Genomic DNA, 21381 nt, shown 5'->3' on the forward strand with positions numbered 1-21381 from the left:
GCCCCCGAGCGATTAGCCGCCGCCCTTTTCGACAGGTGCGGCGACCATCCCGCCCCCCGCGCGCAGGGCGGGGTCAAAGAAGGTATGCCGCGCCCGGCCTGCGTGTTTCGAGGCATAGAGCGCGGCATCGGCATTGGCCAAGACCACGTCGCGCGATCGCCGGTCCCCCCGCTGAATCCAGACCGTGCCGATGCTGGCAGAGACTTTGCAGACCTCGCCCTTAAAGTGAATGGGCTCTTCGAGCCGGTCGATGATCCGCTGGCCGATCCCGCGCAGGATGCCCTCGCTGCGCACATCGGGCAGAACCACGGTGAACTCATCCCCGCCCAAACGCACCACCATGTCAGAGCTGCGCGTCTCTTGCTGCATGATCCGGGCGACGACTTGCAGCACATGATCGCCCGCCGCATGGCCCAAACTGTCGTTCACCGCTTTGAAATAGTCGAGATCGACATGCATCACGGCAAACCCCTCACCGGCAGAGATCAACCGTTCCAGCACCGCGTTCAATGCGCGCCGGTTTTTCAGCCCCGTCAGCGTATCGGTAAAGGCCTGTTCCTCCGCCGCGATCCGCGCCTCTTGCAGGCGTAGGTTCAAACGGCGCGAGGCTTCCATCGCGGCGGATTTCGCCTCCATCAGGTACAACATCTCGATCGCCAGATCGGTGGCGGCGAAATCCGCATTGGTCAGCGCATAGTCCTGCACCCCGTCGAAAATCGAAATCCCGAAAGAGAGGTTCACGATCAACCGCCGCCCCCCCAGCGGCACCAGGAGGCCCTTCAACTCGGTCCGGGGGGCATCACGAAAGGCGAGGTGCAGCTTGACCCCGGCGGCCCGGCGCAGGTCTTCCATTCCCGCTATGCCACGGGGCCGTTTGACGGTGACCGTATCCAGAAACCGCCGCCCTGCCAGCGGCGCCTGCGGGCGCAGTTTCTGGATCGTGGGCCCAGCGTGGCGGATCCTGCCGCTGGCTGAGAGCAGCAGATGCATCGGGCAGAGCTTGTCCAGAACCGCCGGATCGTGGCCTGCGCCACTCATGCCCGCGCCCCAAGCTCAAACCGGCGCCCTTCCGAGAATTCGGCCTCGACCAGAATGATCTTCAATGCCTCGACGCCTTCGGATCGCCCGCAATGCTCCAACAGCACCAGCGCGCCATAATCGTCGGCCATGGCCCGCAGAACCCCCATCATCAGATAGCCGTAGCCCACGATCGGCGCCTCACAGATCAGGGAATACTGGCCATCGGGGTCTTCGCGCAGTTCGACCGGGGGCAGATGCAGTTCCGACAGGGCAAGGCGGGTCCGGTCCGGCAGATCGTCGAGCGATTGCAGGAAATCGCTGAAGCTGACCCCGCCGAACCGCAGCAAGCGCCGCACGGCTTCATAGCCCGGCTGCGCCACGAGGAAAGTGCCGACATCCTCCATCACCTCGGCCCGGGGCCTGTCCAGCACGGCACAGACCGCTTCGAGCACCGCCGGGGTGACGTGATCCGGATATGTCAGCATCGCCTCGAATTCGGTGAAATCCAACCCGGCCCGCGCGGCCACATCGGCCCAGAGCCTCTGCCCGTAATTGGCGCAAAAGTAGTTTTGGATGCTGCGGTTGATAAGCCCGTGCATGATTGCCTCATTCCCATTTTCCCAACCCCAGATTGCGGGGGCAGTGGTTAAGATTGACCTGATGAATACAGTTGTCGGGAAATTGCCTTGGGCGCGCGCCCTGCTGCAGGCGGAACCGCCGCCATATGCCGCGCGTTTGACAGAGGAAGATGAGGCGATGCCCCGCCTCTCCCCAGCCCGAGGAGATGTACCATGAGCGAAGATCCCAAACACCCCAAGGACGAGAATAAGACACCGCCCCAGAAATCTCAGGAAGACCTGCATCGGCCCGAGGCCACATTGGACGAAGCTCCCGCAGGCAGCCCCAACGCCGAAGAACGCTCGCGCCTTTCGGATTGATAACTTTGGGTCCGACCACGGGGTCGGACCTTTGACCGACTAAGGCGGCCAAGAAGGGTTACGCAACATGAACAATGACGTCACAGCACCCCGGCAGCACAGCGCGCCGGGGTTTATGGTCTGTCTGGGCTGGGTGGCCATTCTTGGCTGTGTGATATTCGCCGTATCGATTCTGATCGCGGATTTCGTCGTGCCGGATCACGATTGGATCGCCGATACGATCAGCGATCTTGGCGCGGGACGGTATGAGTTCATTGTCGACATCGGCATCTATGCCTTCTCCGCCGCGCTCATCGCCTGCGCCCTGCTTTGCGCCCATGTGCATTTCGGCGACCGCTGGTGGAGCATCGCCACCATCGGGCTCGCCCTGCTGGGGCTCATCGTCTTTCTAGTGGGCGCGCGCAACGAATACGGAGACCGCGATTCCGATGGTGTGGTGATCCATATCTATCTGGTTTACGCGCTCGGCCTGATCATGCTCGCCGTGCCTTGGCTGCTGTCGAGAGGCTTCGCCGATATATCAAGCTTTCTTGCCAAATCGCTCAAGGTGATCTCGCTCCTCTGGCTGGTCTCGGCCCCGCCGTTCTTTTTTCTGCCCACCGGGATCGATGGCGTCTATGAGCGCTATCTGGGCCTGATCGCCATGGCGATGGTGGTGCTGCTGGGGCGGTTCTTTATCCAACGTGGCCGGGCATTGAATGGGGGGCATGGCTGATGTTCTTTGATCACGTCCCGCTGGATATCCTCGCCCGGGCGCTGCTGCTTTCGGCCATTGCGCTGACTTGGGTGATCATCGTGGTCCGGGTCATCGGGCTGCGCACCTTTTCAAAGATGACCGCTTTTGACTTTGTCGCCACGGTCGCCACCGGCTCGCTGCTCGCGGGCGCCTGTCAGGCCACCACATGGCCGGAGTTCGCCCAGCCGACCTTGGCCATCTCCGCCCTGCTCGGCGCGCAATTCGTCATCGCGAAAATACGGCAGGCTTCCGACAGCTTTGAGCAGGCCGTGCAGAACGAACCCGTGATCCTGATGCGGGAGGGTGAGATTTTCGATGCCGCCCTCAGCGAGACCCGCGTCGCGCGCGCCGATCTGATCGCCAAGTTGCGAGAGGCCAATGCGCTGCGCTTCTCTGATGTGCGCGCCGTGGTGTTGGAGACCACGGGCGATATCTCGGTCCTGCATGGCGATACCCTTGAAGAGGGGCTGCTCGAAGGCGCGCGCATGGTCGAAAAATAAAGCGCCCTCAGGCCAAGCGCTGCGCCAAATGGCCGATATCCGGCAAGACCAGATCGGCGTATGGGGCGAGGTCTTCCGCCGTGGCGGGGCCGGTCAGCACCGCGACCCGCAGCATCCCCGCCACCCGCGCGGCCTCCAGATCGTGAACACTGTCCCCAATCATCGCGACAGAGGCGGCCGGAAGGTTCACATGGGCGGCAAAGGCGTGCAACTGCCCCGGCGAAGGTTTGCCCCCATGGCCGCTGTCAAATCCTGCGATAAAGTCGAACATATCGACCACCCCCGCCGCCAGCAGATGGGCCCGCGCGGGGTGTTCGGCATCGTTCGTCGCCACGCCAAAGCGCAGACCCCGGTCGCGGAGCCCTTGCAAAAACGGTCTTAGCGGCACCGCCTCGCGCTGTGGCGCGGCGCTGGCTTCGGCGTTGATGATGTCTAACAGATCCGCTGGCAACCGGTCCGGGAAATGCGGGACCAAGGCATCGACCACCTCCTGCGGCGTGCCGGCGATGGCGATGCTGTCCGGGGCGAAACGGCGCGTGGCGAGGTCAAAGCCAATGCCCGCGCCCACCCGTGCGGCCAGCCCGCGATCCCCCTCGCAGACCCGCAGCAAGAAGGCCTCGGCCCAAGGCTCCCACGTCGCGGCAAAGTCGAAAAGCGTGCCATCCTTGTCGAACAGCAGCGCTTTAACATTTCTTAAGTCCAATGCACCTGCTCCCCCCCGGGCAGCGCCGCGCGAGCTTGCATGATCCGCTCATAGGGGATTGCCAGATGGTCGCAAAACCCGATCACCCACGCGTCGTCCATCATCAGGAAGTCCAGCACAGCGCCCAGAAAAATAGGGTCACTGGCCTGTGTTTTGAGGTCCGCCTCGGAGGCACCGGTGCTGCCCAGAAACACCGGCAACAGATCATCATTCGCCGCCAGCCAGCCCAGCGCCTGAAGCGCCAAAGTCTCAGCGGTGTCTTGGGTATAGGACATTGGAAAACCGTCTTTTGCTGAAGGTTGGAAACCCTTTGTTAACCATTAGGGGGCAAAGACTTTCGCATCAAACTGATTTGTACGGTGAAGGAGTTGTCGTGCAAGGGACCATCCTTATTGCAGATGCGATCGCGACCAATCGCATCGCCCTCAAGGTCAAGCTTTGTGCGGCATACTATCACGTCGTTCAGGCCGAAGACATGGAAGAGGCTTTGGCCTGCCTGCGGGAAAACCCGCCGGATCTGGTGATCTGCGCGCTGACATTGCCGGGTGGCGGGGCGGCGGACCTTTGTCGCGCGCTCAAAGCCACTTCCGATACCGCACAGCTCCCGGTTTTGGCCATCGGTAATAGCGATCAGGCCGTCGACCGTTTTACAGCACTCGAAGCGGGGGCGAGCGATGTACTGCTGAAACCGCTCGATTGCACGTTGCTGTTGGGCCGGACCCGCAGCCTCATCCGCGCCCGCAACGCGGCGGACGAATGGGAAATGCGCGAGGATACGACCCGCGCGCTAGGGCTGGCGGAGCCTGCGGCGGAATTCACCGCCCGCAGCCACTGTGTGATCATCCATTCCGACAGCGCGGTAAGCGTGAATTGGGCGAAACAACTCCGCCCTCAATTGCGCGCGCGCCTCACCCTCGCCAATCCGGAGGAGGCCATTCGCGCCGCCGCCGCCAATGGACCGCCCGACGCTTTCGTTTTGGTTCTGCCAAAAGACCCCGTGCCCGCCACGGCAGCCTTGCGTCTGATCTCGACGCTCCGGGCCAACGCCCAGACCCGCCATACCGGGCTGCTGGTGGTGCAACTGGCCCCGGATGCGGCGCTTGCCGCCACCGCCCTTGATCTGGGAGCGGATGATTTGATGACCGAAGGTTTCAACCCGGCGGAAATGGCGCTGCGCCTGCATGCGATCTTGCGCCGCAAGCGAATGACGGACCAACTGCGCGACACGGTGCGCACGGGGCTGAAGGCCGCCGTTTTCGACCCGCTGACAGGGCTGCACAACCGCCGCTATGCCCTGCCCCATCTGGACCATATCGCGGAACATGCCGTTGCGACCGCCCGCCCCTTTTCGGTGATGGTCGCCGATCTGGATCACTTCAAAGGCATCAATGACCGTTGCGGCCATGCCGCGGGGGATTCCGTTCTGGTGCAAACGGCGGAACGGCTGCGCAACAACCTGCGCGGCATGGACCTTGTGGCCCGGATCGGGGGGGAAGAATTCTTGATCGTCATGCCCGGCACCGGTCTTGCGGATGCAGAGAAGACGGCGGCGGCCATCTGTGCCGATATCGGCAATCGCGGCTTTGTCGTTCCCGGCACGCCCCAGCCGATCCATGTGACCATCAGCATCGGTCTTTCCGTCGGCCCAGTGGAAGAGGAAGGCCACCCGCTGTCAGCCGAAGCCTTGATGGCGCGAGCGGATCGGGCGCTTTACACGGCGAAAACCCATGGCCGGAATCGGGTGAACCTGAGCCGCCCCGCGGCCTGAGATTCGGATAGGCGGGGCGCGTTGCCGCTAGAAGGTGCACAGCGTTGACTGCCTTCAAGAGCGGGTGCTGATCGGACCTTTGCCTCTGCCTCTGCCTCTGCCTCTGCCTCTGCCTCTGCCTCTGCCTCTGCCTCTGCCTCTGCCTCTGCCTCTGCCTCTGCGAACAAGCACGAGACAACAGCAACCAAACTTCAACCAAAGATTGCATTTGCAACAAAGCTTCCTTAGCGTAACGCAATGCAACAGGATCGACCCCTCATTGGAATAGCCCTCATGATGGGCTTCTGCATCGTCGCCCCCGTGGGCGATGCGGTGGCCAAATTACTGGGCGCTTCGGTCCCCTTGGGGCAGGTGGTGCTGCTCCGCTTTGCCATTCAGGCGCTGATCCTGATCCCCATCGTCTGGTACTCCGGGCGCATCTGGCGGATGCGGGGCCGGGTGTTACGGCTGACCTTTCTACGAACCCTTTTGCATATGGCGGGCATCGCGGCGATGTTCACCGCGCTGAAATACCTGCCCCTCGCCGATGCGGTCGCCATCGCATTTGTCATGCCTTTCTTCATGCTGCTGCTCGGCAAATTCATCCTGAACGAAGAGGTCGGCCCCAGACGTTTGGGCGCGAGCATCGTGGGCTTTCTCGGCACGCTTTTGATCGTGCAGCCGAGCTTTGCCAATGTCGGCTGGCCCGCGCTGCTGCCCGTCGTCGTGGCGGTCGTCTTTTCTTTCTTCATGCTGGTGACGCGCCAAATCGCGAAAGAGACCGATCCGATCAGCCTGCAGGCCGTCAGCGGGGTCATGGCGGTGGTGATGATCCTGCCGCTCCTCGCGCTTGGCACCATGACGCAGATCGCGCCGCTTCGGCTCATCCAACCCGATGCGCTCGACTGGACCCTCCTGCTCGGGATCGGGGTGCTGGGCACGGTGGCGCATCTTTTGATGACCTGGTCGCTGCGTTTTGCCCCCTCGGCCACATTGGCGCCGATGCAATATCTTGAAATTCCCTTTGCCACGCTGCTTGGGCTGCTGATCTTTTCCGACCTGCCCAACCCACTGGCAGGGCTGGGCATTCTGATCACCGTCGGTGCGGGGCTCTACATCGTCATGCGCGAGCGGGCCACGGCGCGTGCTCTGGCCGCAGCAGTTGCGCCGCCAGTGGCGCCATAAGACGACGCGGCAGAATCAGCAGCATATCAGGGCCATCGATCTCAAGCGTGACCGGCCCCAAGGCGTGGTTCGACGTGCCGATCCGGCCACCCGGCGCGAAATCCAGCCCGTCGATTGGCCATTCCAACCCTTGGCTGCGCCCCGTCACCGGGGCCAGAGGCATGAGTGAGACGACATCGCCCGCCGCCGTCGGCAGCGCGATCCGCGGCGGGGCAAGCAGCACGATCTCATGCGCGCCCAACAAGATGCAGGAGCGATGCGGATGGGTCGCGAGCGTGTTGAAAGCCGCAAGCTGATGATCCAACCGCGCCCCGGTAAAGCCGACCCCGAGCACCAGCGGCGCGTCGATCCGCGTCAGCGCCTTGTCGAAATCGGTGCTCTCTTGCTCGGTGATGCGGTGGCGCCGCGCGGCCGGGATTTGGGCCAAGACCTCTGCCGGGGCGGAATCCAGATCACCGATGACCGCGGCCAGTTCCACCCTCGCCGCCACGCCCACCGCAGCCCCGCTGTCTGCCGCCACGCAGGTCGGGGCCAGCGCCAGCGCCGCTTCAATGTCCCCCGCAAAGACCACTCCGCCGCCGAGCAGCGTGACTGGCCCCTCCTCCCTTACGATATGCTCTGAAGTGGTCAATTAATGCCCCTTTTGGAAATCTGCCTTAATCTTGCCTTGAAATCATACGTTGAATGGCACAGATTCGAGCCGCTTTGGTCTTGGACATCGTGGTAAACGATACCTGCAACACCGCAGAGGACGAGCATCCGATGATGAACAGCAACAAAATCTTGACGGTCTCCTATGGCACTTTTTCGTGCACGCTGGAAGGCTTCGACGATTCCTTCGGCACGATGAAGGCCATTGCCGAGTATTTCCGCGATCTGGCCTCGGATGACCGCTACTTCGGTGCCGAACCACCGCAACCCGATGCCGAGATGCTCGCCCGGATCGCGCAGCGCGAAGTTTCCCGCCGGGTGCAAGCCCGCGAGCAAGAAGGCAAGATCGTACTGAGCGCGCTGGAGAACCAAAGCGCCGAAGCTCCGGCCCAAGCGCCTCCAGCGGCGGCCCCCGCCGCCGCGCCGGCTAAAGCTGAGGCCGCAGCGCCGCAAGCCCCCGTCGCAGCACAGCCTGCACCGGTAGAGGAAGAGGCCCCCGCCCCCCTCAAGGCCGAGATCGCCGACACCGCCGCCGTGGAAGCGCCCGCCACACCGGAACCCCAGATCGCAGAGACCGCTGAAGAGCCCGCGCCTGCCGTAGAGCCCGCGCCTGCCGTAGAGCCCGCGCCTGCCCTAGAGCCTGCACCGGCTGCCGAAGCCGAGGACACCAACGAAGCCGAAGCCTTCTTTGCCGCCAGCCCGCAGCCGCAGACTCATTTTGAGGACGAAGCGCAGGAGGCCAGCGTCGAAGAGCTGCCCGCCGCAAGCGCCGCCCCTGCCGACAGCATCGCTGCGAAGCTGCAGCGCATCCGCGCCGTCGTCGCCCAGCAGGACGAAGACGAAGCGGCTGGCTATGACGAGGAAGAAGCCACGCCCGTCGCCCGCGCCACCGCCGAAACGCAAGCAGCGCCGGAAGAGAGCCAAGCCGCCATCGCCGCCGCCCGCCGTGACATCGTAGACGCGCTGGAGGCCGATGAAGCGACCGAAATGACGCAGGAGGCTGCGGAGGATGAGGACGACGATCTCGCCGATATCCTCAACCGGCTTGAGGCCGAAGAGGAGTATGAGGCGGAAAGCGCCGAGACCGACGAGAGCCTGTTCGACGCCGAGGCCGATGAACAGCCTGAGGCCGAAGCCCAAGCCGAAGCCGCACCGGAAATCGACGCCGCCGACCTGCCGCGCAAAGGGCGCGTGATCAAGGTCAAGCGCGCGCATCTCGAAGCCGCCGTGGCGCGGGGCGATCTTGAAGAGGTCTCGGACCCGGCACCGCAAAAGGCGCCTGCCGCGAAGACAGAGGAAAAACGCAGCTCTTCCCTGTCGCCCGAGGATGAAGACGAGCTGGCCCGCGAATTGGCCGCTTTGGAAGCCGAACTCGGTGGCGCCGACCCGCAAGAGGCCGAAGAGACGCCTGCGCCTGCGGTTGAGATGGCCGAGCCGGAAGCGGCGCCTGCTCAGGAAGAGCCCGAAGAGGTCGAAGCCGCAGCGGAGCCGGTCAAAGAGCAGCCCGAGCCAGCCCAAGCGGCCCGTCACAGCCTGCCCACCATCGACGATGAGACCGGCCCCGACATGTCGCGCCTGATGGCGGAAACCGACAGCAAGATGGACGAAGCCGAAAGCACCACGCGCCGCGATGCCTTTGCCCATCTGCGCGCCGCCGTGGCTGCCAAGAAAGCCGACGAAGCAATGGGTGGCCGCGCCACCACCGCGACCTCGGATGACGCCTACCGCGAAGACTTGGCCGATGTGGTCCGCCCGCGCCGCCCCGTCACCCGCCCGGCCCGGACCGAGCGGCCCAAGGCCGATGCCCGTTCCGCCCCGCTGAAACTGGTGGCCGAACAGCGCATCGATGTCGACAAGCTGCGCAGCGCGGGCCCCGTGCGTCCGCGCCGGGTGGCCGCCGTGGTCGAGCCGGTCAAAACCAACCCCGATGCCGAAAGCTTTGCCGATTTCGCCGCCGACATGGGTGCCACCAAACTGCCCGAACTGCTTGAGGCAGCGGCATCTTACATGTCTTTCGTCGAGGGGCGTGACCAATTCTCCCGCCCGCAGTTGATGGGCAAGGTCCGCTCGATCGGCCTGCCGGATTTCACCCGCGAAGACGGGCTGCGCTCCTTCGGTCAACTGCTGCGCGCAGGGAAGATCGAAAAGATCAAAGGCGGGCGTTTCACCGTCTCGGATGAGATCGGTTATCGCCCCGATCACCGCGCCGTGGGTTAAACCACGGCCCACCGCTGATTACGAAAAAGCGCCCCGCGGGGCGCTTTTTTATTGGGTTTTAACGATCGTCTTCCGCATCGGGATCGGCCTGTCCGATGCCCCGAAAGACAAATTTGAACGGCAGCGCCCAAACGATGCCAAGGGCGACGTAAATGCCAAGCTCAAGCAGCACCGGCGGGCGGTCGAACTGGGCCACCGTCCAGACCGCCACGGCGATATAGCTCGGCAGCCCGATCAGCAGGATCACCAACGCCCAACGGCGGCGCGCCTTGTAGCTCAGCGCCATCAGATCAGTCCGCGAAAGGGTCGGTCACCAGAATGGTGTCCTCCCGCTCCGGCGAGGTCGAGACGAGGGCCACGGGGCATTGGATCAACTCTTCGACCCGGCGCACGTATTTGATCGCATTGGCCGGAAGATCGGCCCAGCTGCGCGCGCCTTCGGTCGATTCGGACCAGCCTGGCAGCTCTTCGTAGATCGGCGTGCAGCGGGCCTGCTGCTCGGCGGCGGTGGGCAGATAGTCCAGCCGTTCGCCGTCCAACTCATAGCCCACGCAGACCTTCAGCGTCTCGAAGCCGTCAAGCACGTCGAGCTTGGTCAGACAGATGCCAGTGATGCCGGAAGTCGCGCAGGTCTGGCGCAGCAGCGCCGCGTCGAACCAGCCACAGCGGCGCTTGCGCCCGGTGGTGGTGCCGAACTCATGGCCGCGCTCACCTAGACGTTGGCCATCCGCATCTTCAAGCTCGGTCGGGAAAGGGCCTTCGCCGACGCGGGTGGTGTAAGCCTTCACGATGCCCAACACATAGTCGATGGCGGTGGGGCCAAGGCCCACGCCGGTCGCCGCCTGCCCCGAGATCACGTTCGACGACGTGACAAAGGGATAGGTGCCAAAGTCGATGTCGAGAAGCGCGCCCTGCGCCCCTTCGAAAAGGATGCGTTTGCCCGCTTTGCGCTTCTCGGCCAGCACCTTCCAAACGGGGGCGGCGAACCGCAGGATTTTCGGAGCGATTTCTTGCAGTTGCGCGATCAGCGCGTCGCGGTCGATGGCCTCGACCCCCAGCCCCTTGCGCAGCGGGTCGTGGTGCTGCAGCGCGCGGTCGACGCGGGCCTCCAATGTCGCGGCGTCGGCCAGATCGGCCACGCGGATGGCGCGGCGGCCAACTTTGTCCTCATAGCACGGCCCGATGCCGCGCCCGGTGGTGCCGATCTTGGTGCCCTTGCTCGCCGCCTCTTCGCGGGCGCGGTCAAGTTCGCCGTGGAACGGCAGGATCAGCGGCGTGTTCTCCGCGATCATCAGGTTCTCGGGGTTGATCTCAACGCCCTGCCCTTCGATCGTCTCGATTTCTTTCAGCAGGTGCCACGGGTCCAGCACCACGCCGTTGCCGATGACCGACAGCTTGCCACCGCGCACCACGCCCGAAGGCAGCGCATGCAGCTTGTAGACCTTGCCGTCGATGACCAGAGTGTGGCCCGCGTTATGCCCGCCTTGGAAGCGTGCGATCACATCGGCGCGTTCGCTGAGCCAGTCAACGATCTTGCCTTTTCCCTCGTCACCCCATTGGGCGCCGACAACGACGACATTGGCCATGATATATTCCTTTGCGATGTCCCGCGCCCGTATAGCGACAGTGGCAGGCGTGTGAAACTCGAAAAAACGCGGGAGCGGATTTAGACGCTTTGCCCTGCCTTCAGATGCACCGGGTCGCCATGCGGGGTGCTGAGATAGGCGGCCTCCCACCCATCGCGCAGGGCGCGCAGGTCACCGGGGCGGGCATGGCCCGCGTCGATCAACAGGGTTTCGAGGGTTTCGAGCCAAGCGTTGAAATAGTCCTCCCCGCCGTTCAACGCGCGCGCCAGCCCGTGGCGCGCCAAAGTCGCGCCAAAGCGGTCGGCCCAGAAGGGCCAGTCGAAAAGGCCGCTCTCGTTCAGATGCACCGTCAGCGCGAAAAGCTGCGCGTGCCATGGCGCCTCGAACACGGGTTCCGGGGCGCTCATGGGGCCGCCAGATAGCTTTGCCAGAGGTCGAGCACGACCTCATCGCGGGGATGTTCGGGATGCGCCCAAAGTTCAGAGGCCGGGAAGGCCACCGCGTAAAGCGGCTCCGGCGCTTCGCCCAGATCATGGGCGTTGCTATCAGGCAGAACATGCGCGCCATGCAACCGCAGCACCCGCCCTGAAGCGCCCGCGGCATAGGCGGGCAGCCGGGTGTGCCCGCCCGGAACGATGGTGTTTTCCGGCTGCTTGCGGGTGACGACCCTGTCGCCCGGCGCAAAGAGCGGCGTGACGTCCGAGGGGCGATCCGCCGGACCACCACGGGCCAGCACCCCGGCCACCTGCGGCGCCTTCAGCGCCTTTTCCGCCAGCGGGCTGGGCGTGGGCGCGGCTTCGCCCGAGAGTTCCTCACGGCTGACCACCCCGCGCGCGACCAGCATATCGGCCACCCCGGCGATCCATTTCTCGTAATAGCTGAACCGCATGTAATCGGTCGGGGCCAGACATTCGCGGGCATGGCGCGACACGTCGATGTTCCATTTGCCCAACGTCCCCGTGGCCAAGGTCAGCGCCAGCGCGCGGCGGTGCCAATCGGCGTGAAAGACCACGTCTTCGCCCTCAGGCGTCACCGCGCCATCACCGAAACGCCCGCCCATGTCATGCACGCGGGTCATGGCGCTTTGGCCAATCCGGTGCCGATCATACTGTCGCGGGTGACAAGATCGGCCAGCGCCGCGACATCCATGCCGTCGCTCCCCGCTGGGCGTTGCGGGATCACCAGATAACGCACCTCAGCCGTCGAATCCCAAACGCGCACGGCGGTCTCTTCGGGCAGGTCGACGCCGAATTCAGCCAGCACTTTGCGCGGCTCGCGCACCACGCGGGCACGGTAGGCATCGGATTTATACCAGCCCGGCGGGATGCCCAAAAGCGGCCAAGGGTAGCAAGAGCACAGGGTGCAAACGACGATATTATGCACCTCATCCGTATTCTCGACCGCGACCATATGTTCGCCCTGCCGCCCGAAGAACCCCATCTCGGCCACCACGGCGGTCGCATCCTCAAGCAGCGCCGCGCGAAAGTCAGGATCGCTCCAGGCGCGGGCGACGACCTCGGCCCCGTTGCGCGGGCCGATGCGGTTTTCATAGGTGTCGATGATCTCATCCAAGGCGGCGGGGTCGATAAGCCCCTTGGCCGTCAGCAGCGTCTCCAACGCCTTGACCCTGAGCGCAGGCTCGGGCGGCAGCAGGGCATGGGGGTGGTCGTGGTCCGAATGATCATGTGGCATGGCGGCAGACTGCCCCAGCGGCACTCGGCTGTCCATCGCCGATCACGGGCAATCCCTTCATTTCTCTGCAAAGAATATGGGCGAATTTGCCCGCATTTCATGCTATGATGAGGGTACGAAGCGAGTCTGCACCACCTTAATTCCAGGATAGCCCTCTTACATATTGTGGTTGAGTACTGCTTCAAAAGACCGTCGCCCCCATGCGGCGGTCTTTGCTCGTGCCTTTGATCCCTTAGGCCTCCCCCTCCTGATCCGATCATCACCCGGCGGCAATCCACCCTTGCCCCCATGGGCAAAGACGAATAGATACCCGCCAACCAAAACCGAAAGCTGTCGTACCCATGGAAAATGTCGTTCTGATCATTCACCTGATTCTGGCTCTTGGCCTGATCGCCGTGGTACTTCTGCAACGGTCCGAGGGCGGCGGCCTTGGCATGGGCGGTGGTGGCGGCGGTGCCGTTTCGGGCCGCGCGGCGGCCACGGCACTGGGCAAGGTGACATGGGCGCTCGCCGCCGGTTTCATCGCCACGTCGATCACGCTGACCATCATCGCAGCGGAAAAATCCGCAGGCTCGTCGGTCATCGACCGGCTGAGCGCGACACCGCCCGCCCAGAGCCAAGATGGCAGCCCGGCTCTGCCCGCGGGCGACGATCTGCTGCCGCCTTCCGCGGATGGCAACACACCGCTGGTCCCTGCGGCCGATTAAGCTAACGAACACAAAACCTTGAGGCACGGCCCGGTTCCGCAACTGTATGTTGCGGCGGGCCTTGCCTCAAACGCACGAATCCTGTAAGGCTTAAATCCCGTGGTGTTGCGGTTTTCCGCAGCGCGTTTGGCTGGTTTTTGCCTGCAACAAACTTTGAATTCACGGGGGGTCTCCGATCACATGGCACGCTATATCTTCATCACAGGCGGTGTGGTCTCGTCGCTGGGCAAGGGTCTGGCCTCGGCGGCTTTGGGTGCCTTGCTTCAGGCACGCGGTTTTTCGGTGCGTCTGCGCAAGCTGGACCCCTATCTGAACGTCGATCCCGGCACGATGTCGCCTTTCGAGCATGGCGAGGTCTTCGTCACCGATGATGGCGCAGAAACCGACCTCGACCTTGGGCATTACGAACGTTTCACCGGTGTTGCTGCGCGCAAGACCGACAGCATCAGCTCGGGCCGGGTTTACTCCACCGTGCTAGAGAAAGAGCGCCGCGGCGATTATCTGGGCAAGACCATTCAGGTGATCCCCCACGTTACCAACGAAATCAAAGACTTCATCGACATCGGCGACGATGAGGTCGACTTCATGCTTTGCGAAATCGGTGGCACCGTGGGCGATATCGAGGGGCTGCCCTTCTTCGAGGCGATCCGCCAGTTCAGCCAAGACAAGCCGCGCGGCCAGTGTATCTTCATGCACCTCACGCTGCTGCCCTACGTCAAGGCCAGCGGCGAATTGAAGACCAAGCCGACGCAGCACTCGGTCAAAGAACTCCGCTCCATCGGCATCGCGCCCGACATTCTGGTTTGCCGCTCCGAAGGGCCGATCCCCGCCAAGGAGCGTGAGAAGCTGGCGCTCTTCTGCAACGTACGCCCGGATTCGGTGATCGCCGCGCAGGATTTGAAATCGATCTACGAAGCTCCGCTCGCCTATCACCGCGAGGGGCTGGATCAGGCGGTTCTGGATGCCTTCCAGATCACCCCCGCGCCCAAGCCGAACCTGTCGCGTTGGGAAGATGTGGCCGACCGCATTTACAACCCCGAGGGCGAAGTCAAAGTCGCCATCGTCGGCAAATACACCCAGCTTGAAGACGCCTATAAATCCATCGCCGAGGCACTAACCCATGGCGGCATGGCGAACCGGGTGAAGGTCAAGGTCGAATGGGTCGACGCCGAGATTTTCGACAGCGAAGACCCCGGTCCGCATCTTGAAGGGTTCCACGCGATCCTCGTCCCCGGCGGCTTTGGGGAGCGCGGGACCGAGGGCAAGATCAAGGCCGCGCAATACGCCCGCGAGCACAAGGTGCCCTATCTGGGCATCTGTCTTGGCATGCAGATGGCCGTGATCGAAGCGGCGCGCAACGTGGCGGGCCTGAAGACGGCGGGTTCGGAAGAGTTCGACCATGAAGCAGGGAAAAAGCGTTTCGAGCCGGTGGTTTATCACCTCAAGGAATGGGTTCAGGGCAACCACAAAGTGGCGCGGAAAGTCGATGACGACAAGGGCGGCACCATGCGCCTGGGCGCCTATGACGCGACGCTGGTTGAAGGGTCGCGCGTGGCCGAAGCCTATGGCACCACCACCATCGACGAGCGTCACCGCCACCGCTACGAGGTCGACATCGCCTATAAGGACCAGCTTGAGAAGGCCGGGCTGAAGTTCTCGGGCATGTCGCCGGACGGCAAGCTGCCTGAGATCGTGGAATGGTCGGATCACCCGTGGTTCATCGGCGTTCAGTTCCACCCTGAGCTGAAGTCCAAGCCCTTTGACCCGCACCCCCTGTTCAAGGATTTCGTGCGCGCCGCCAAGGATGTCTCGCGGTTGGTATAAGCTTTTGAGGCCCGTGCGTTTTGCGCCGGGCCTTTTTTCTGCCGGGCAACCACTAAAAGGCCCGGAATCAAGCCGCAGGCGCCGGGCCATCGCCTGCCCGCCCGCCACGCCGTAGGCGTGCCATCATTCATTCGGCGCACCTGCGGTGCGTCGGGTAGGCGATTTCGCGACGGGCGCGTACTTCTGCGAGAACACATCACGGTAGCACCATAAAGTGGCATGGATCGCGGTTTGGTTCGCCCACCCGCGGACAGGCGCTGGCCCTCCCCCCTCTTTCACGTTGCACCCGCCAACCACTCCGCTACAGCTAGGCCATGCTGAGCTATCAACACATCTACCACGCCGGAAACCTTGCAGACGTGCAGAAACATGCGCTTTTGGCGTGGATGCTGTCCTATCTTACCCGCAAGGACAAACCGCTCACCTATCTGGAAACCCATGCAGGCCGGGCGCTCTATGACCTGTCGGATGCGGCGGCGGAAAAGACCGGCGAGGCGCGGCAGGGCATCGACAAGGTGCGCGATTGGTTCGCCCCCGATCACCCCTACAGACAGGTTCTGGAAGCGCTGCGCGAGGCCCACGGCCCCCGCGCCTACCCCGGCTCTCCCCTGCTGGCCGCCAAACTGCTGCGCCCCGATGACCGCATCCATCTGGCCGAGTTGCACCCGCAAGAGCACAGCGCCCTTGATCTGGCAATGTCGCCCTATCCGGCGAAATGCCACCTCAGCGACGGGTTCGAGATGGCCTTTGCCCTGACCCCGCCCACACCGCGCCGGGGGATGCTGCTGATCGACCCCTCTTACGAGATCAAAACCGATTACGAGACCATTCCCCGCCAGATCGCCAAACTCAACCGCGCTTGGAACGTGGGCATCATCGCCCTGTGGTATCCAATCCTGACAAACCGCGCGCATCTTCCGATGCTCGACAAGCTCACCGCCAACCACCCCGATGCGCTGCGCCACGAAGTGCGCTTTCCGCCCGCGCGGCCCGGGCATGGCATGGTCGGCTCGGGCATGTTCGTGATCAATCCCCCCTACGGGCTCGACAATGAGGCACAGAACCTCACCGCCCGTTTCACCACCTTGACCCAACAGGAGAGATAACAAATGCCAAAGGGCTATTGGATCGCCACCATGGATATCCACGACACTGCGATTTACGACAAATACCGTGCTGCCAATGCCAAACCCTTTGCGGATTACGGCGCGCGCTTCCTTGTCCGCGGCGGCACCCAGCAGATCCGCGAAGGGCAGATGCGCGCCCGCACCGTTGTTTTGGAATTCGACAGCTACGCCGATGCGGTCGCTTGTTACGAAAGCCCCGGCTACCAGCGGGCGAAAGACATTCGCCTGAACGTGGCGGACGGGTCTTTGGTCATCGTCGAGGGCTATGACGGCTAAGCCCATGTGGCCCCTTGCAGGAACCTGCGCCCCCGATGCGCAGTTTCCTCTATGGCGACCCTGTTTCCTGCGATAAGTGAGCCCCATGCTGAACCGACTGTTCCCCCGCCGCAAGGCACAGCCGAAACCCTTGCCGCAGCCCAATGCCCAACTGGCACTGGGCGCGCTTTTGGTGCGTGTGGCCTTTGCCGATCGCAACTACCGCGCCTCCGAGATCGGCCAGATCGACCGCATTCTGGCGCAGACCTTTGGCCTCAAACCCATCGAGGCGGCGAAACTGCGCGCCACTTGCGAAGCGCTAGAGCGCGACGCCCCCGGCACGCCGGAGTTCACCCGCATCCTGCGCGAAGAGGTCGACTATGCCGACCGCAAGGCATTGGGCGAGGCGATGTGGCAGGTGGCCCTTTCTGACGGGGCGCGCAACGATGACGAGGAGATCCAGCTTGTCGCCATCGAAACCGCCCTTGGCCTGTCGGATGAGGATATGGCCGCAGCCCGAGCTAACGCTTTGAACACGCTATGACATTCCCTTTTCCCGCAGCAGGATGATGACGCATATATGTTTGGTGACTTTCTCAAACGGCTGACCCAGCCCGAACCCGATCCATTGGCCGATAATGACGCCCGCCTTGCGCTGACCGCGCTTTTGGTGCGCATCGCCCGGTCTGACAATGACTACGCGATGAGCGAGCGGCGCCTGATCGACCGGATCGCCGCCGAGCGCTACGGCCTGAACGAGGCCGACGCCACCGCCCTGCGTAAAGAGGCCGAGGCGCTGGAGGCCCAAGCCCCCGACACCGTGCGCTTTACCCGCGCGATCAAAGATGCGGTGCCCTATGAGCACCGGCTGGAGGTCATCGAGGCGCTTTGGCAGGTGGTTCTGGCCGACGGCAGCCGCTCCGACGAAGAAGACGCGCTGCTGCGGCTGGTGTCGAACCTATTGGGCGTCACCGATACCGACAGCGCCATGGCGCGCCAGCGTGTTGCCAAAGAGAGCTGACCTAGCGTCAGCACCGGGACTGTGATGCAACGCGGGGCAAACTCTGCGTTGCAATTTCCGTCGATTCGTCGCTTTATAGCGCACTGAAATGACAGATTGGCGACAGTTTCCGTGACCACAGACACCCCGGTTATCCAGATCAAGAACCTCCACAAGGCCTATGGCGCGCTGGAGGTTCTCAAAGGGGTCGATCTGACCGCCCCGCGTGGCCATGTGATCTCGCTCATCGGGTCGTCCGGCTCGGGCAAATCGACGCTTCTGCGCTGCTGCAACTTGTTGGAAGACAGCCAACAGGGCGAGGTGATCTTTAAGGGCGAACCGGTGCGGTGGAAGGGCGACGGCCACCAGCGCTGCCCGGCGGACGCCAAACAGGTGCTGCGCATCCGCACCAACCTGTCCATGGTCTTCCAGCAGTTCAATCTCTGGGCGCATATGTCGATCCTGCAAAACGTGATGGAAGCGCCGCTGACCGTGCTGGGCCGCGACCGGGCGGAGGTAGAGCGCGCCGCGCGTGGCTATCTGGAAAAGGTCGGCATCGGCGACAAATGCGATGTCTACCCCGCTCAGCTCTCCGGCGGCCAGCAACAGCGCGCCGCCATTGCCCGCGCGCTCTGCATGGAGCCCGAGGCGCTGCTCTTTGATGAGCCCACCAGCGCGCTCGACCCCGAGTTGGAGCAGGAAGTCGTCAAGGTTATCAAGGATCTGGCCGCAGAGGGGCGCACGATGGTGATCGTGACCCACGACATGAAACTGGCCGCCGATGTCAGCGATCATGTCGTCTTTTTGCACCAAGGTCTGATCGAAGAACAAGGGACGCCCGAAGAGGTCTTCGGCGCGCCCAAATCGGAACGTCTGCGTGGGTTCCTTTCGGCAACCCAGCCTGCGTAAACAAGAACCAAAGGGAGTTACCAAATGAAAAAGATCCTACTGGCAAGCGTCGCGCTCAGCATGACCGCGGGCTTCGCGATGGCCGAAGCCCATGGCAAAACCATCCGCATGGGCACCGAGGGCGCCTACCCCCCCTACAACTTCATCAACGACGCCGGCGAAGTCGACGGGTTCGAGCGTGAACTGGGCGACGAGCTGTGCGAGCGCGCCGAACTGACCTGCGAATGGGTCAAGAACGATTGGGACAGCATCATCCCCAACCTCGTGTCGGGCAACTACGACACCATCATGGCGGGCATGAGCATCACCGACGAGCGTAAGGAAGTCATCGCCTTCACGCAGAACTACTATCCGCCCACCGCCTCGGCCTATGTCGCGGCCTCTGAGGACGCGGACCTCGAAGGCGGCGTTGTCGCCGGTCAGACCGCAACCATCCAGGCGGGCTATGTCGCCGAAAGCGGCGCCACGCTGATCGAATTCGCAACCCCGGAAGAGACCGTCGCCGCCGTGCGCAACGGTGAGGCCGACGCGGTCTTCGCCGACAAGGATTACCTCGTGCCGATCGTCGAGGAATCCGGCGGTGAACTGATGTTCGTGGGCGACGATGTGCCGCTCGGCGGTGGCATCGGCATGGGCCTGCGCCAGTCCGACACCGAACTGCGCGACACCTTTGACGCCGTCATCACTGAGATGAAGGAAGACGGTACGCTCAACGAGATGCTCAAGAAGTGGTTCGGCGAAGACACCACCACCTACGAGTGATTCCATCTCAGGCGCGCCCGTCGCGGCGCGCCTGACCATGCCTGCGCGGGCCCCGCGCGCAGATCAGCCCACGGGGGCCCATGTTCTCTTTCTGCACCGATCCGTCGACCCTGAATGACTGGCTCTGGACCGCCTGTTACCTGACCACCGGCGTCCATATGTCCTTCTACCTGTCCTTCCTGAAGGTCCTGCTGCTTTTGGCGGTTACCGCCCCCGTGGCACTGGCCTTCGGCTTTGGCGGGGCCATGATGGCACGCGCGCGTTTCGCGCCGCTCAGTTGGGTCGGCAAGGGCTATATCGCGCTGGTGCGCGGTGTGCCGGATATCGCCTTCTTCCTGTTTTTCGTGATCGCGCTCGATCAGGGCATCGAGTATCTGCGCCACAAGGTGCTCTGCCCCGATTGGGATATGCCGATCCGCCAAGGCAGCGACTTCGTCGTCTGCCAAGAGGCCAAGATGCCCTTGGGCAATGCCGCCCAATGGGTGCATGAGACCTATGGCTTCGGCCTCGCCGTCTTTACCTTCGCCATCGTTTTCGGGGCTTTCGCGGCCAATGTGCTTTTCGGGGCCATGCGGGCCGTGCCGAATGCGCAGCTTGAAACGGCCGAGGCTTACGGCATGACCCACCGCCAGACCTTTTGGCGGGTGCTGGTGCCGCAGATGTGGGTCTATGCCCTGCCCGGCCTCAGCAACCTGTGGATGGTGTTGATCAAGGCCACGCCGCTGCTGTTCCTGCTGGGGGTCGAAGATATCGTCTATTGGGCGCGTGAACTGGGCGGCACCAAGACGCCGCGCTTTACCGATTACCCGCACCCTGACTGGCGCATGTGGTACTTCCTCGCGCTGCTGGTGTTCTACCTGCTCTTCACCCGCATTTCCGAGATCACGTTGGACCGTCTGATGAAACGACTGACACGCGGCCAAGCCACAACCGGCGGCGAAGCCCAGCGGAGGGCCGGCGCATGAGCTGTCTGCAAACGATTCAAGACTATGGCCTGCGGTCCTTGGGCTATGGCGAGCGGCTGCTGCCGCGCGACAGTTTCACGCTCTGCGAGCAGTTCACGCTGATTGGCTCGGGCATGATCTGGAACGTATATTTTGGCGTCGTCGCTTTGGTGACCGGCTTTTTCTTTGCCACGGCGCTTGGCGTCGGCAAGGCCAGCGCCAACCCGTGGTTCCGCAAACCGGCGGAGTGGTTCATCTTCATCTTCCGTGGCTCGCCACTCTTCATCCAGTTCTTCTTTGGCTACTTCCTGTTTCTGTCGCTGAAATCGGAATACGCCTTCTTCGCCCCCTTCACGGCGGCGTGGCTGGGCGCGTTGATCGTGCTCTTTCTTAACACTGCCGCATATTCGGGCGAAATTTTTTACGGCGCGCTGCAATCCATCCCCAAGGGCGATGTGGAGGCCGCGGATGCCTATGGTCTGTCCGGTTGGTCGCGCTTTCGCCGGGTGATCTGGCCCACCTCGCTGCGGCTCGCTTGGCCCGCCTATACGAATGAGGCGATTTTCCTGTTTCACGCCACAACGCTCGTGTTTTTCAGCGGTTTCCCGGCATGGCAGCAGCGCGGTGACGCGCTCTATTACGCCAGCTATTTCGCGGATAAGACCTTCAACCCCTTCGTCCCCTATCCCATTCTTGCCGGTTATTTCATCCTTCTAACACTCTGCATCATCGGCGTCTTCGGTTTGATCAATTCCCGCCTCAACCGCCACCTGCCCCAGGCGCAACGCCGTAAAATTCGCTTGCGTCCTAATTTGATCCGGTAGTATCCATTATTTGATCAAATTACGCGGCGCGTGGGCGCCAACCGCTTTTGCCCC

The 21381-nt window shown here is 63.2% G+C and carries 26 protein-coding genes; 16 read left to right on the forward strand and 10 right to left on the reverse strand.

Translation table 11 applies throughout. From position 1 onward, the window contains the following. Positions 1–12: 12 nt before the first annotated feature. Together ACGYKA_RS01110 and ACGYKA_RS01115 are read right to left on the reverse strand one after the other, a co-directional pair. Entirely contained in the window at positions 13–1038 is a 1026-nt protein-coding gene (locus ACGYKA_RS01110; protein ID WP_394410026.1) for a diguanylate cyclase domain-containing protein, read from the reverse strand. After that, complete coding sequence (locus ACGYKA_RS01115) at positions 1035–1619, reverse strand: heme NO-binding domain-containing protein (RefSeq protein ID WP_209218981.1); 585 nt, start codon at positions 1617–1619, stop codon at positions 1035–1037. The genes ACGYKA_RS01110 and ACGYKA_RS01115 overlap by 4 nt, the downstream gene beginning before the upstream one ends. A 192-nt stretch (positions 1620–1811) precedes the next feature. On the opposite strand from ACGYKA_RS01115, the gene ACGYKA_RS01120 reads away from it, so the two are divergent. From ACGYKA_RS01120 to ACGYKA_RS01130, 3 genes are all read left to right on the forward strand, one after another. After that, positions 1812–1958 (forward strand): hypothetical protein, encoded by a 147-nt coding sequence (locus ACGYKA_RS01120; protein ID WP_394410022.1) that lies wholly within the window; start codon positions 1812–1814, stop codon positions 1956–1958. A gap of 67 nt (positions 1959–2025) precedes the next feature. Beyond that, a complete protein-coding gene (locus tag ACGYKA_RS01125; RefSeq protein WP_394410020.1) occupies positions 2026–2673 on the forward strand; it encodes a DUF998 domain-containing protein in 648 nt (215 codons plus the stop codon). Next, positions 2673–3194 (forward strand): DUF421 domain-containing protein, encoded by a 522-nt coding sequence (locus ACGYKA_RS01130; RefSeq protein WP_271687850.1) that lies wholly within the window; start codon positions 2673–2675, stop codon positions 3192–3194. Before ACGYKA_RS01125 ends, ACGYKA_RS01130 begins: the two co-directional genes overlap by 1 nt. 7 nt (positions 3195–3201) lie before the next feature. Here the strand turns inward: ACGYKA_RS01130 and ACGYKA_RS01135 are convergent, their stop codons facing one another. Together ACGYKA_RS01135 and ACGYKA_RS01140 are read right to left on the reverse strand one after the other, a co-directional pair. Beyond that, the gene (locus ACGYKA_RS01135; protein ID WP_394410018.1) at positions 3202–3897 is read right to left on the reverse strand and encodes an HAD family hydrolase; all 696 of its coding nucleotides are present in this window, start codon (positions 3895–3897) and stop codon (positions 3202–3204) included. Next, on the reverse strand, positions 3888–4172 hold the full coding sequence (locus ACGYKA_RS01140) for a DUF3572 domain-containing protein (RefSeq protein ID WP_271687853.1): 285 nt from the start codon (positions 4170–4172) through the stop codon (positions 3888–3890). The genes ACGYKA_RS01135 and ACGYKA_RS01140 overlap by 10 nt, the downstream gene beginning before the upstream one ends. A 98-nt stretch (positions 4173–4270) precedes the next feature. Here ACGYKA_RS01140 and ACGYKA_RS01145 point away from each other — a divergent pair, with 98 nt between their 5' ends. After that, positions 4271–5665 (forward strand): diguanylate cyclase, encoded by a 1395-nt coding sequence (locus tag ACGYKA_RS01145; RefSeq protein WP_394410016.1) that lies wholly within the window; start codon positions 4271–4273, stop codon positions 5663–5665. Positions 5666–5902: 237 nt separating this feature from the next. Further along, positions 5903–6829: a DMT family transporter gene (locus tag ACGYKA_RS01150; protein WP_271687855.1), complete on the forward strand. Its 927-nt coding sequence runs from the start codon at positions 5903–5905 to the stop codon at positions 6827–6829. Here the strand turns inward: ACGYKA_RS01150 and ACGYKA_RS01155 are convergent. Further along, complete coding sequence (locus ACGYKA_RS01155) at positions 6765–7460, reverse strand: thiamine pyrophosphokinase (RefSeq protein ID WP_394410014.1); 696 nt, start codon at positions 7458–7460, stop codon at positions 6765–6767. The two genes, ACGYKA_RS01150 and ACGYKA_RS01155, sit on opposite strands and share 65 nt — an antisense overlap. 53 nt (positions 7461–7513) lie before the next feature. Between ACGYKA_RS01155 and ACGYKA_RS01160 the strand changes: the two genes are divergently transcribed. Then, the gene (locus ACGYKA_RS01160) at positions 7514–9697 is read left to right on the forward strand and encodes a hypothetical protein (protein ID WP_394437720.1); all 2184 of its coding nucleotides are present in this window, start codon (positions 7514–7516) and stop codon (positions 9695–9697) included. 58 nt (positions 9698–9755) lie between these two features. Here ACGYKA_RS01160 and ACGYKA_RS01165 read toward each other — a convergent pair whose 3' ends face one another. From ACGYKA_RS01165 to nthA, 5 genes are all read right to left on the reverse strand, one after another. Next, positions 9756–9983 (reverse strand): DUF2842 domain-containing protein, encoded by a 228-nt coding sequence (locus tag ACGYKA_RS01165; RefSeq protein WP_067262328.1) that lies wholly within the window; start codon positions 9981–9983, stop codon positions 9756–9758. 4 nt (positions 9984–9987) lie between these two features. Next, entirely contained in the window at positions 9988–11283 is a 1296-nt protein-coding gene (locus ACGYKA_RS01170) for an adenylosuccinate synthase (RefSeq protein ID WP_394410010.1), read from the reverse strand. An 80-nt stretch (positions 11284–11363) separates the two neighbouring features. Then, the gene (locus ACGYKA_RS01175; RefSeq protein ID WP_394410007.1) at positions 11364–11690 is read right to left on the reverse strand and encodes a nitrile hydratase accessory protein; all 327 of its coding nucleotides are present in this window, start codon (positions 11688–11690) and stop codon (positions 11364–11366) included. Continuing rightward, positions 11687–12361, reverse strand: coding sequence for a nitrile hydratase subunit beta (nthB, locus tag ACGYKA_RS01180; protein WP_394410004.1), 675 nt, complete (start codon positions 12359–12361; stop codon positions 11687–11689). The genes ACGYKA_RS01175 and nthB overlap by 4 nt, the downstream gene beginning before the upstream one ends. Continuing rightward, the gene (gene nthA, locus ACGYKA_RS01185; protein WP_394410001.1) at positions 12358–12975 is read right to left on the reverse strand and encodes a nitrile hydratase subunit alpha; all 618 of its coding nucleotides are present in this window, start codon (positions 12973–12975) and stop codon (positions 12358–12360) included. Before nthA ends, nthB begins: the two co-directional genes overlap by 4 nt. A 341-nt stretch (positions 12976–13316) precedes the next feature. Between nthA and secG the strand changes: the two genes are divergently transcribed. The 10 genes from secG (at position 13317) to ACGYKA_RS01235 (ending at position 21327) form a co-directional block, all read left to right on the forward strand. Then, a complete protein-coding gene (gene secG / locus ACGYKA_RS01190) occupies positions 13317–13682 on the forward strand; it encodes a preprotein translocase subunit SecG (RefSeq protein ID WP_067262351.1) in 366 nt (121 codons plus the stop codon). A 180-nt stretch (positions 13683–13862) separates the two neighbouring features. After that, positions 13863–15506, forward strand: coding sequence for a CTP synthase (locus ACGYKA_RS01195; RefSeq protein ID WP_067262354.1), 1644 nt, complete (start codon positions 13863–13865; stop codon positions 15504–15506). Positions 15507–15820: 314 nt separating this feature from the next. Beyond that, positions 15821–16612: a 23S rRNA (adenine(2030)-N(6))-methyltransferase RlmJ gene (locus ACGYKA_RS01200; protein WP_394409998.1), complete on the forward strand. Its 792-nt coding sequence runs from the start codon at positions 15821–15823 to the stop codon at positions 16610–16612. A gap of 3 nt (positions 16613–16615) precedes the next feature. Then, complete coding sequence (locus ACGYKA_RS01205; RefSeq protein ID WP_067261008.1) at positions 16616–16909, forward strand: DUF1330 domain-containing protein; 294 nt, start codon at positions 16616–16618, stop codon at positions 16907–16909. An 85-nt stretch (positions 16910–16994) separates the two neighbouring features. Next, entirely contained in the window at positions 16995–17432 is a 438-nt protein-coding gene (locus tag ACGYKA_RS01210; RefSeq protein WP_209219000.1) for a TerB family tellurite resistance protein, read from the forward strand. Between the two features lie 36 nt (positions 17433–17468). Beyond that, complete coding sequence (locus tag ACGYKA_RS01215) at positions 17469–17909, forward strand: TerB family tellurite resistance protein (RefSeq protein WP_394409995.1); 441 nt, start codon at positions 17469–17471, stop codon at positions 17907–17909. A gap of 111 nt (positions 17910–18020) precedes the next feature. Beyond that, complete coding sequence (locus tag ACGYKA_RS01220; RefSeq protein WP_209219002.1) at positions 18021–18797, forward strand: ABC transporter ATP-binding protein; 777 nt, start codon at positions 18021–18023, stop codon at positions 18795–18797. Positions 18798–18821: 24 nt separating this feature from the next. Next, entirely contained in the window at positions 18822–19559 is a 738-nt protein-coding gene (locus tag ACGYKA_RS01225) for a transporter substrate-binding domain-containing protein (RefSeq protein WP_271687868.1), read from the forward strand. An 80-nt stretch (positions 19560–19639) separates the two neighbouring features. Then, positions 19640–20524: an ABC transporter permease gene (locus tag ACGYKA_RS01230; protein ID WP_394409992.1), complete on the forward strand. Its 885-nt coding sequence runs from the start codon at positions 19640–19642 to the stop codon at positions 20522–20524. Then, positions 20521–21327, forward strand: coding sequence for an ABC transporter permease (locus ACGYKA_RS01235; protein WP_394409989.1), 807 nt, complete (start codon positions 20521–20523; stop codon positions 21325–21327). The genes ACGYKA_RS01230 and ACGYKA_RS01235 overlap by 4 nt, the downstream gene beginning before the upstream one ends. Positions 21328–21381 lie beyond the last annotated feature (54 nt).

The organism is Sulfitobacter sp. 1A15106 (assembly GCF_043556995.1).
GTDB classification, from domain to species: domain Bacteria; phylum Pseudomonadota; class Alphaproteobacteria; order Rhodobacterales; family Rhodobacteraceae; genus Sulfitobacter; species Sulfitobacter faviae.

What these genes read in the sequence shown, in the direction of transcription:
- ACGYKA_RS01200 (WP_394409998.1), top strand. Translation starts at nt 15,821, where the DNA reads ATGCTGAGCTATCAACACATCTACCACGCCGGAAACCTTGCAGACGTG.
- ACGYKA_RS01110 (WP_394410026.1), bottom strand. Translation starts at nt 1,038, where the DNA reads ATGAGTGGCGCAGGCCACGATCCGGCGGTTCTGGACAAGCTCTGCCCG.
- ACGYKA_RS01160 (WP_394437720.1), top strand. Translation starts at nt 7,514, where the DNA reads ATGGCACAGATTCGAGCCGCTTTGGTCTTGGACATCGTGGTAAACGAT.
- ACGYKA_RS01150 (WP_271687855.1), top strand. Translation starts at nt 5,903, where the DNA reads ATGCAACAGGATCGACCCCTCATTGGAATAGCCCTCATGATGGGCTTC.
- ACGYKA_RS01140 (WP_271687853.1), bottom strand. Translation starts at nt 4,172, where the DNA reads ATGTCCTATACCCAAGACACCGCTGAGACTTTGGCGCTTCAGGCGCTG.
- ACGYKA_RS01115 (WP_209218981.1), bottom strand. Translation starts at nt 1,619, where the DNA reads ATGCACGGGCTTATCAACCGCAGCATCCAAAACTACTTTTGCGCCAAT.
- secG (WP_067262351.1), top strand. Translation starts at nt 13,317, where the DNA reads ATGGAAAATGTCGTTCTGATCATTCACCTGATTCTGGCTCTTGGCCTG.
- ACGYKA_RS01210 (WP_209219000.1), top strand. Translation starts at nt 16,995, where the DNA reads ATGCTGAACCGACTGTTCCCCCGCCGCAAGGCACAGCCGAAACCCTTG.
- ACGYKA_RS01235 (WP_394409989.1), top strand. Translation starts at nt 20,521, where the DNA reads ATGAGCTGTCTGCAAACGATTCAAGACTATGGCCTGCGGTCCTTGGGC.
- ACGYKA_RS01165 (WP_067262328.1), bottom strand. Translation starts at nt 9,983, where the DNA reads ATGGCGCTGAGCTACAAGGCGCGCCGCCGTTGGGCGTTGGTGATCCTG.
- ACGYKA_RS01125 (WP_394410020.1), top strand. Translation starts at nt 2,026, where the DNA reads ATGAACAATGACGTCACAGCACCCCGGCAGCACAGCGCGCCGGGGTTT.
- nthA (WP_394410001.1), bottom strand. Translation starts at nt 12,975, where the DNA reads ATGCCACATGATCATTCGGACCACGACCACCCCCATGCCCTGCTGCCG.
- ACGYKA_RS01225 (WP_271687868.1), top strand. Translation starts at nt 18,822, where the DNA reads ATGAAAAAGATCCTACTGGCAAGCGTCGCGCTCAGCATGACCGCGGGC.
- ACGYKA_RS01130 (WP_271687850.1), top strand. Translation starts at nt 2,673, where the DNA reads ATGTTCTTTGATCACGTCCCGCTGGATATCCTCGCCCGGGCGCTGCTG.
- ACGYKA_RS01175 (WP_394410007.1), bottom strand. Translation starts at nt 11,690, where the DNA reads ATGAGCGCCCCGGAACCCGTGTTCGAGGCGCCATGGCACGCGCAGCTT.
- ACGYKA_RS01215 (WP_394409995.1), top strand. Translation starts at nt 17,469, where the DNA reads ATGTTTGGTGACTTTCTCAAACGGCTGACCCAGCCCGAACCCGATCCA.
- ACGYKA_RS01195 (WP_067262354.1), top strand. Translation starts at nt 13,863, where the DNA reads ATGGCACGCTATATCTTCATCACAGGCGGTGTGGTCTCGTCGCTGGGC.
- ACGYKA_RS01170 (WP_394410010.1), bottom strand. Translation starts at nt 11,283, where the DNA reads ATGGCCAATGTCGTCGTTGTCGGCGCCCAATGGGGTGACGAGGGAAAA.
- nthB (WP_394410004.1), bottom strand. Translation starts at nt 12,361, where the DNA reads ATGACCCGCGTGCATGACATGGGCGGGCGTTTCGGTGATGGCGCGGTG.
- ACGYKA_RS01205 (WP_067261008.1), top strand. Translation starts at nt 16,616, where the DNA reads ATGCCAAAGGGCTATTGGATCGCCACCATGGATATCCACGACACTGCG.
- ACGYKA_RS01120 (WP_394410022.1), top strand. Translation starts at nt 1,812, where the DNA reads ATGAGCGAAGATCCCAAACACCCCAAGGACGAGAATAAGACACCGCCC.
- ACGYKA_RS01230 (WP_394409992.1), top strand. Translation starts at nt 19,640, where the DNA reads ATGTTCTCTTTCTGCACCGATCCGTCGACCCTGAATGACTGGCTCTGG.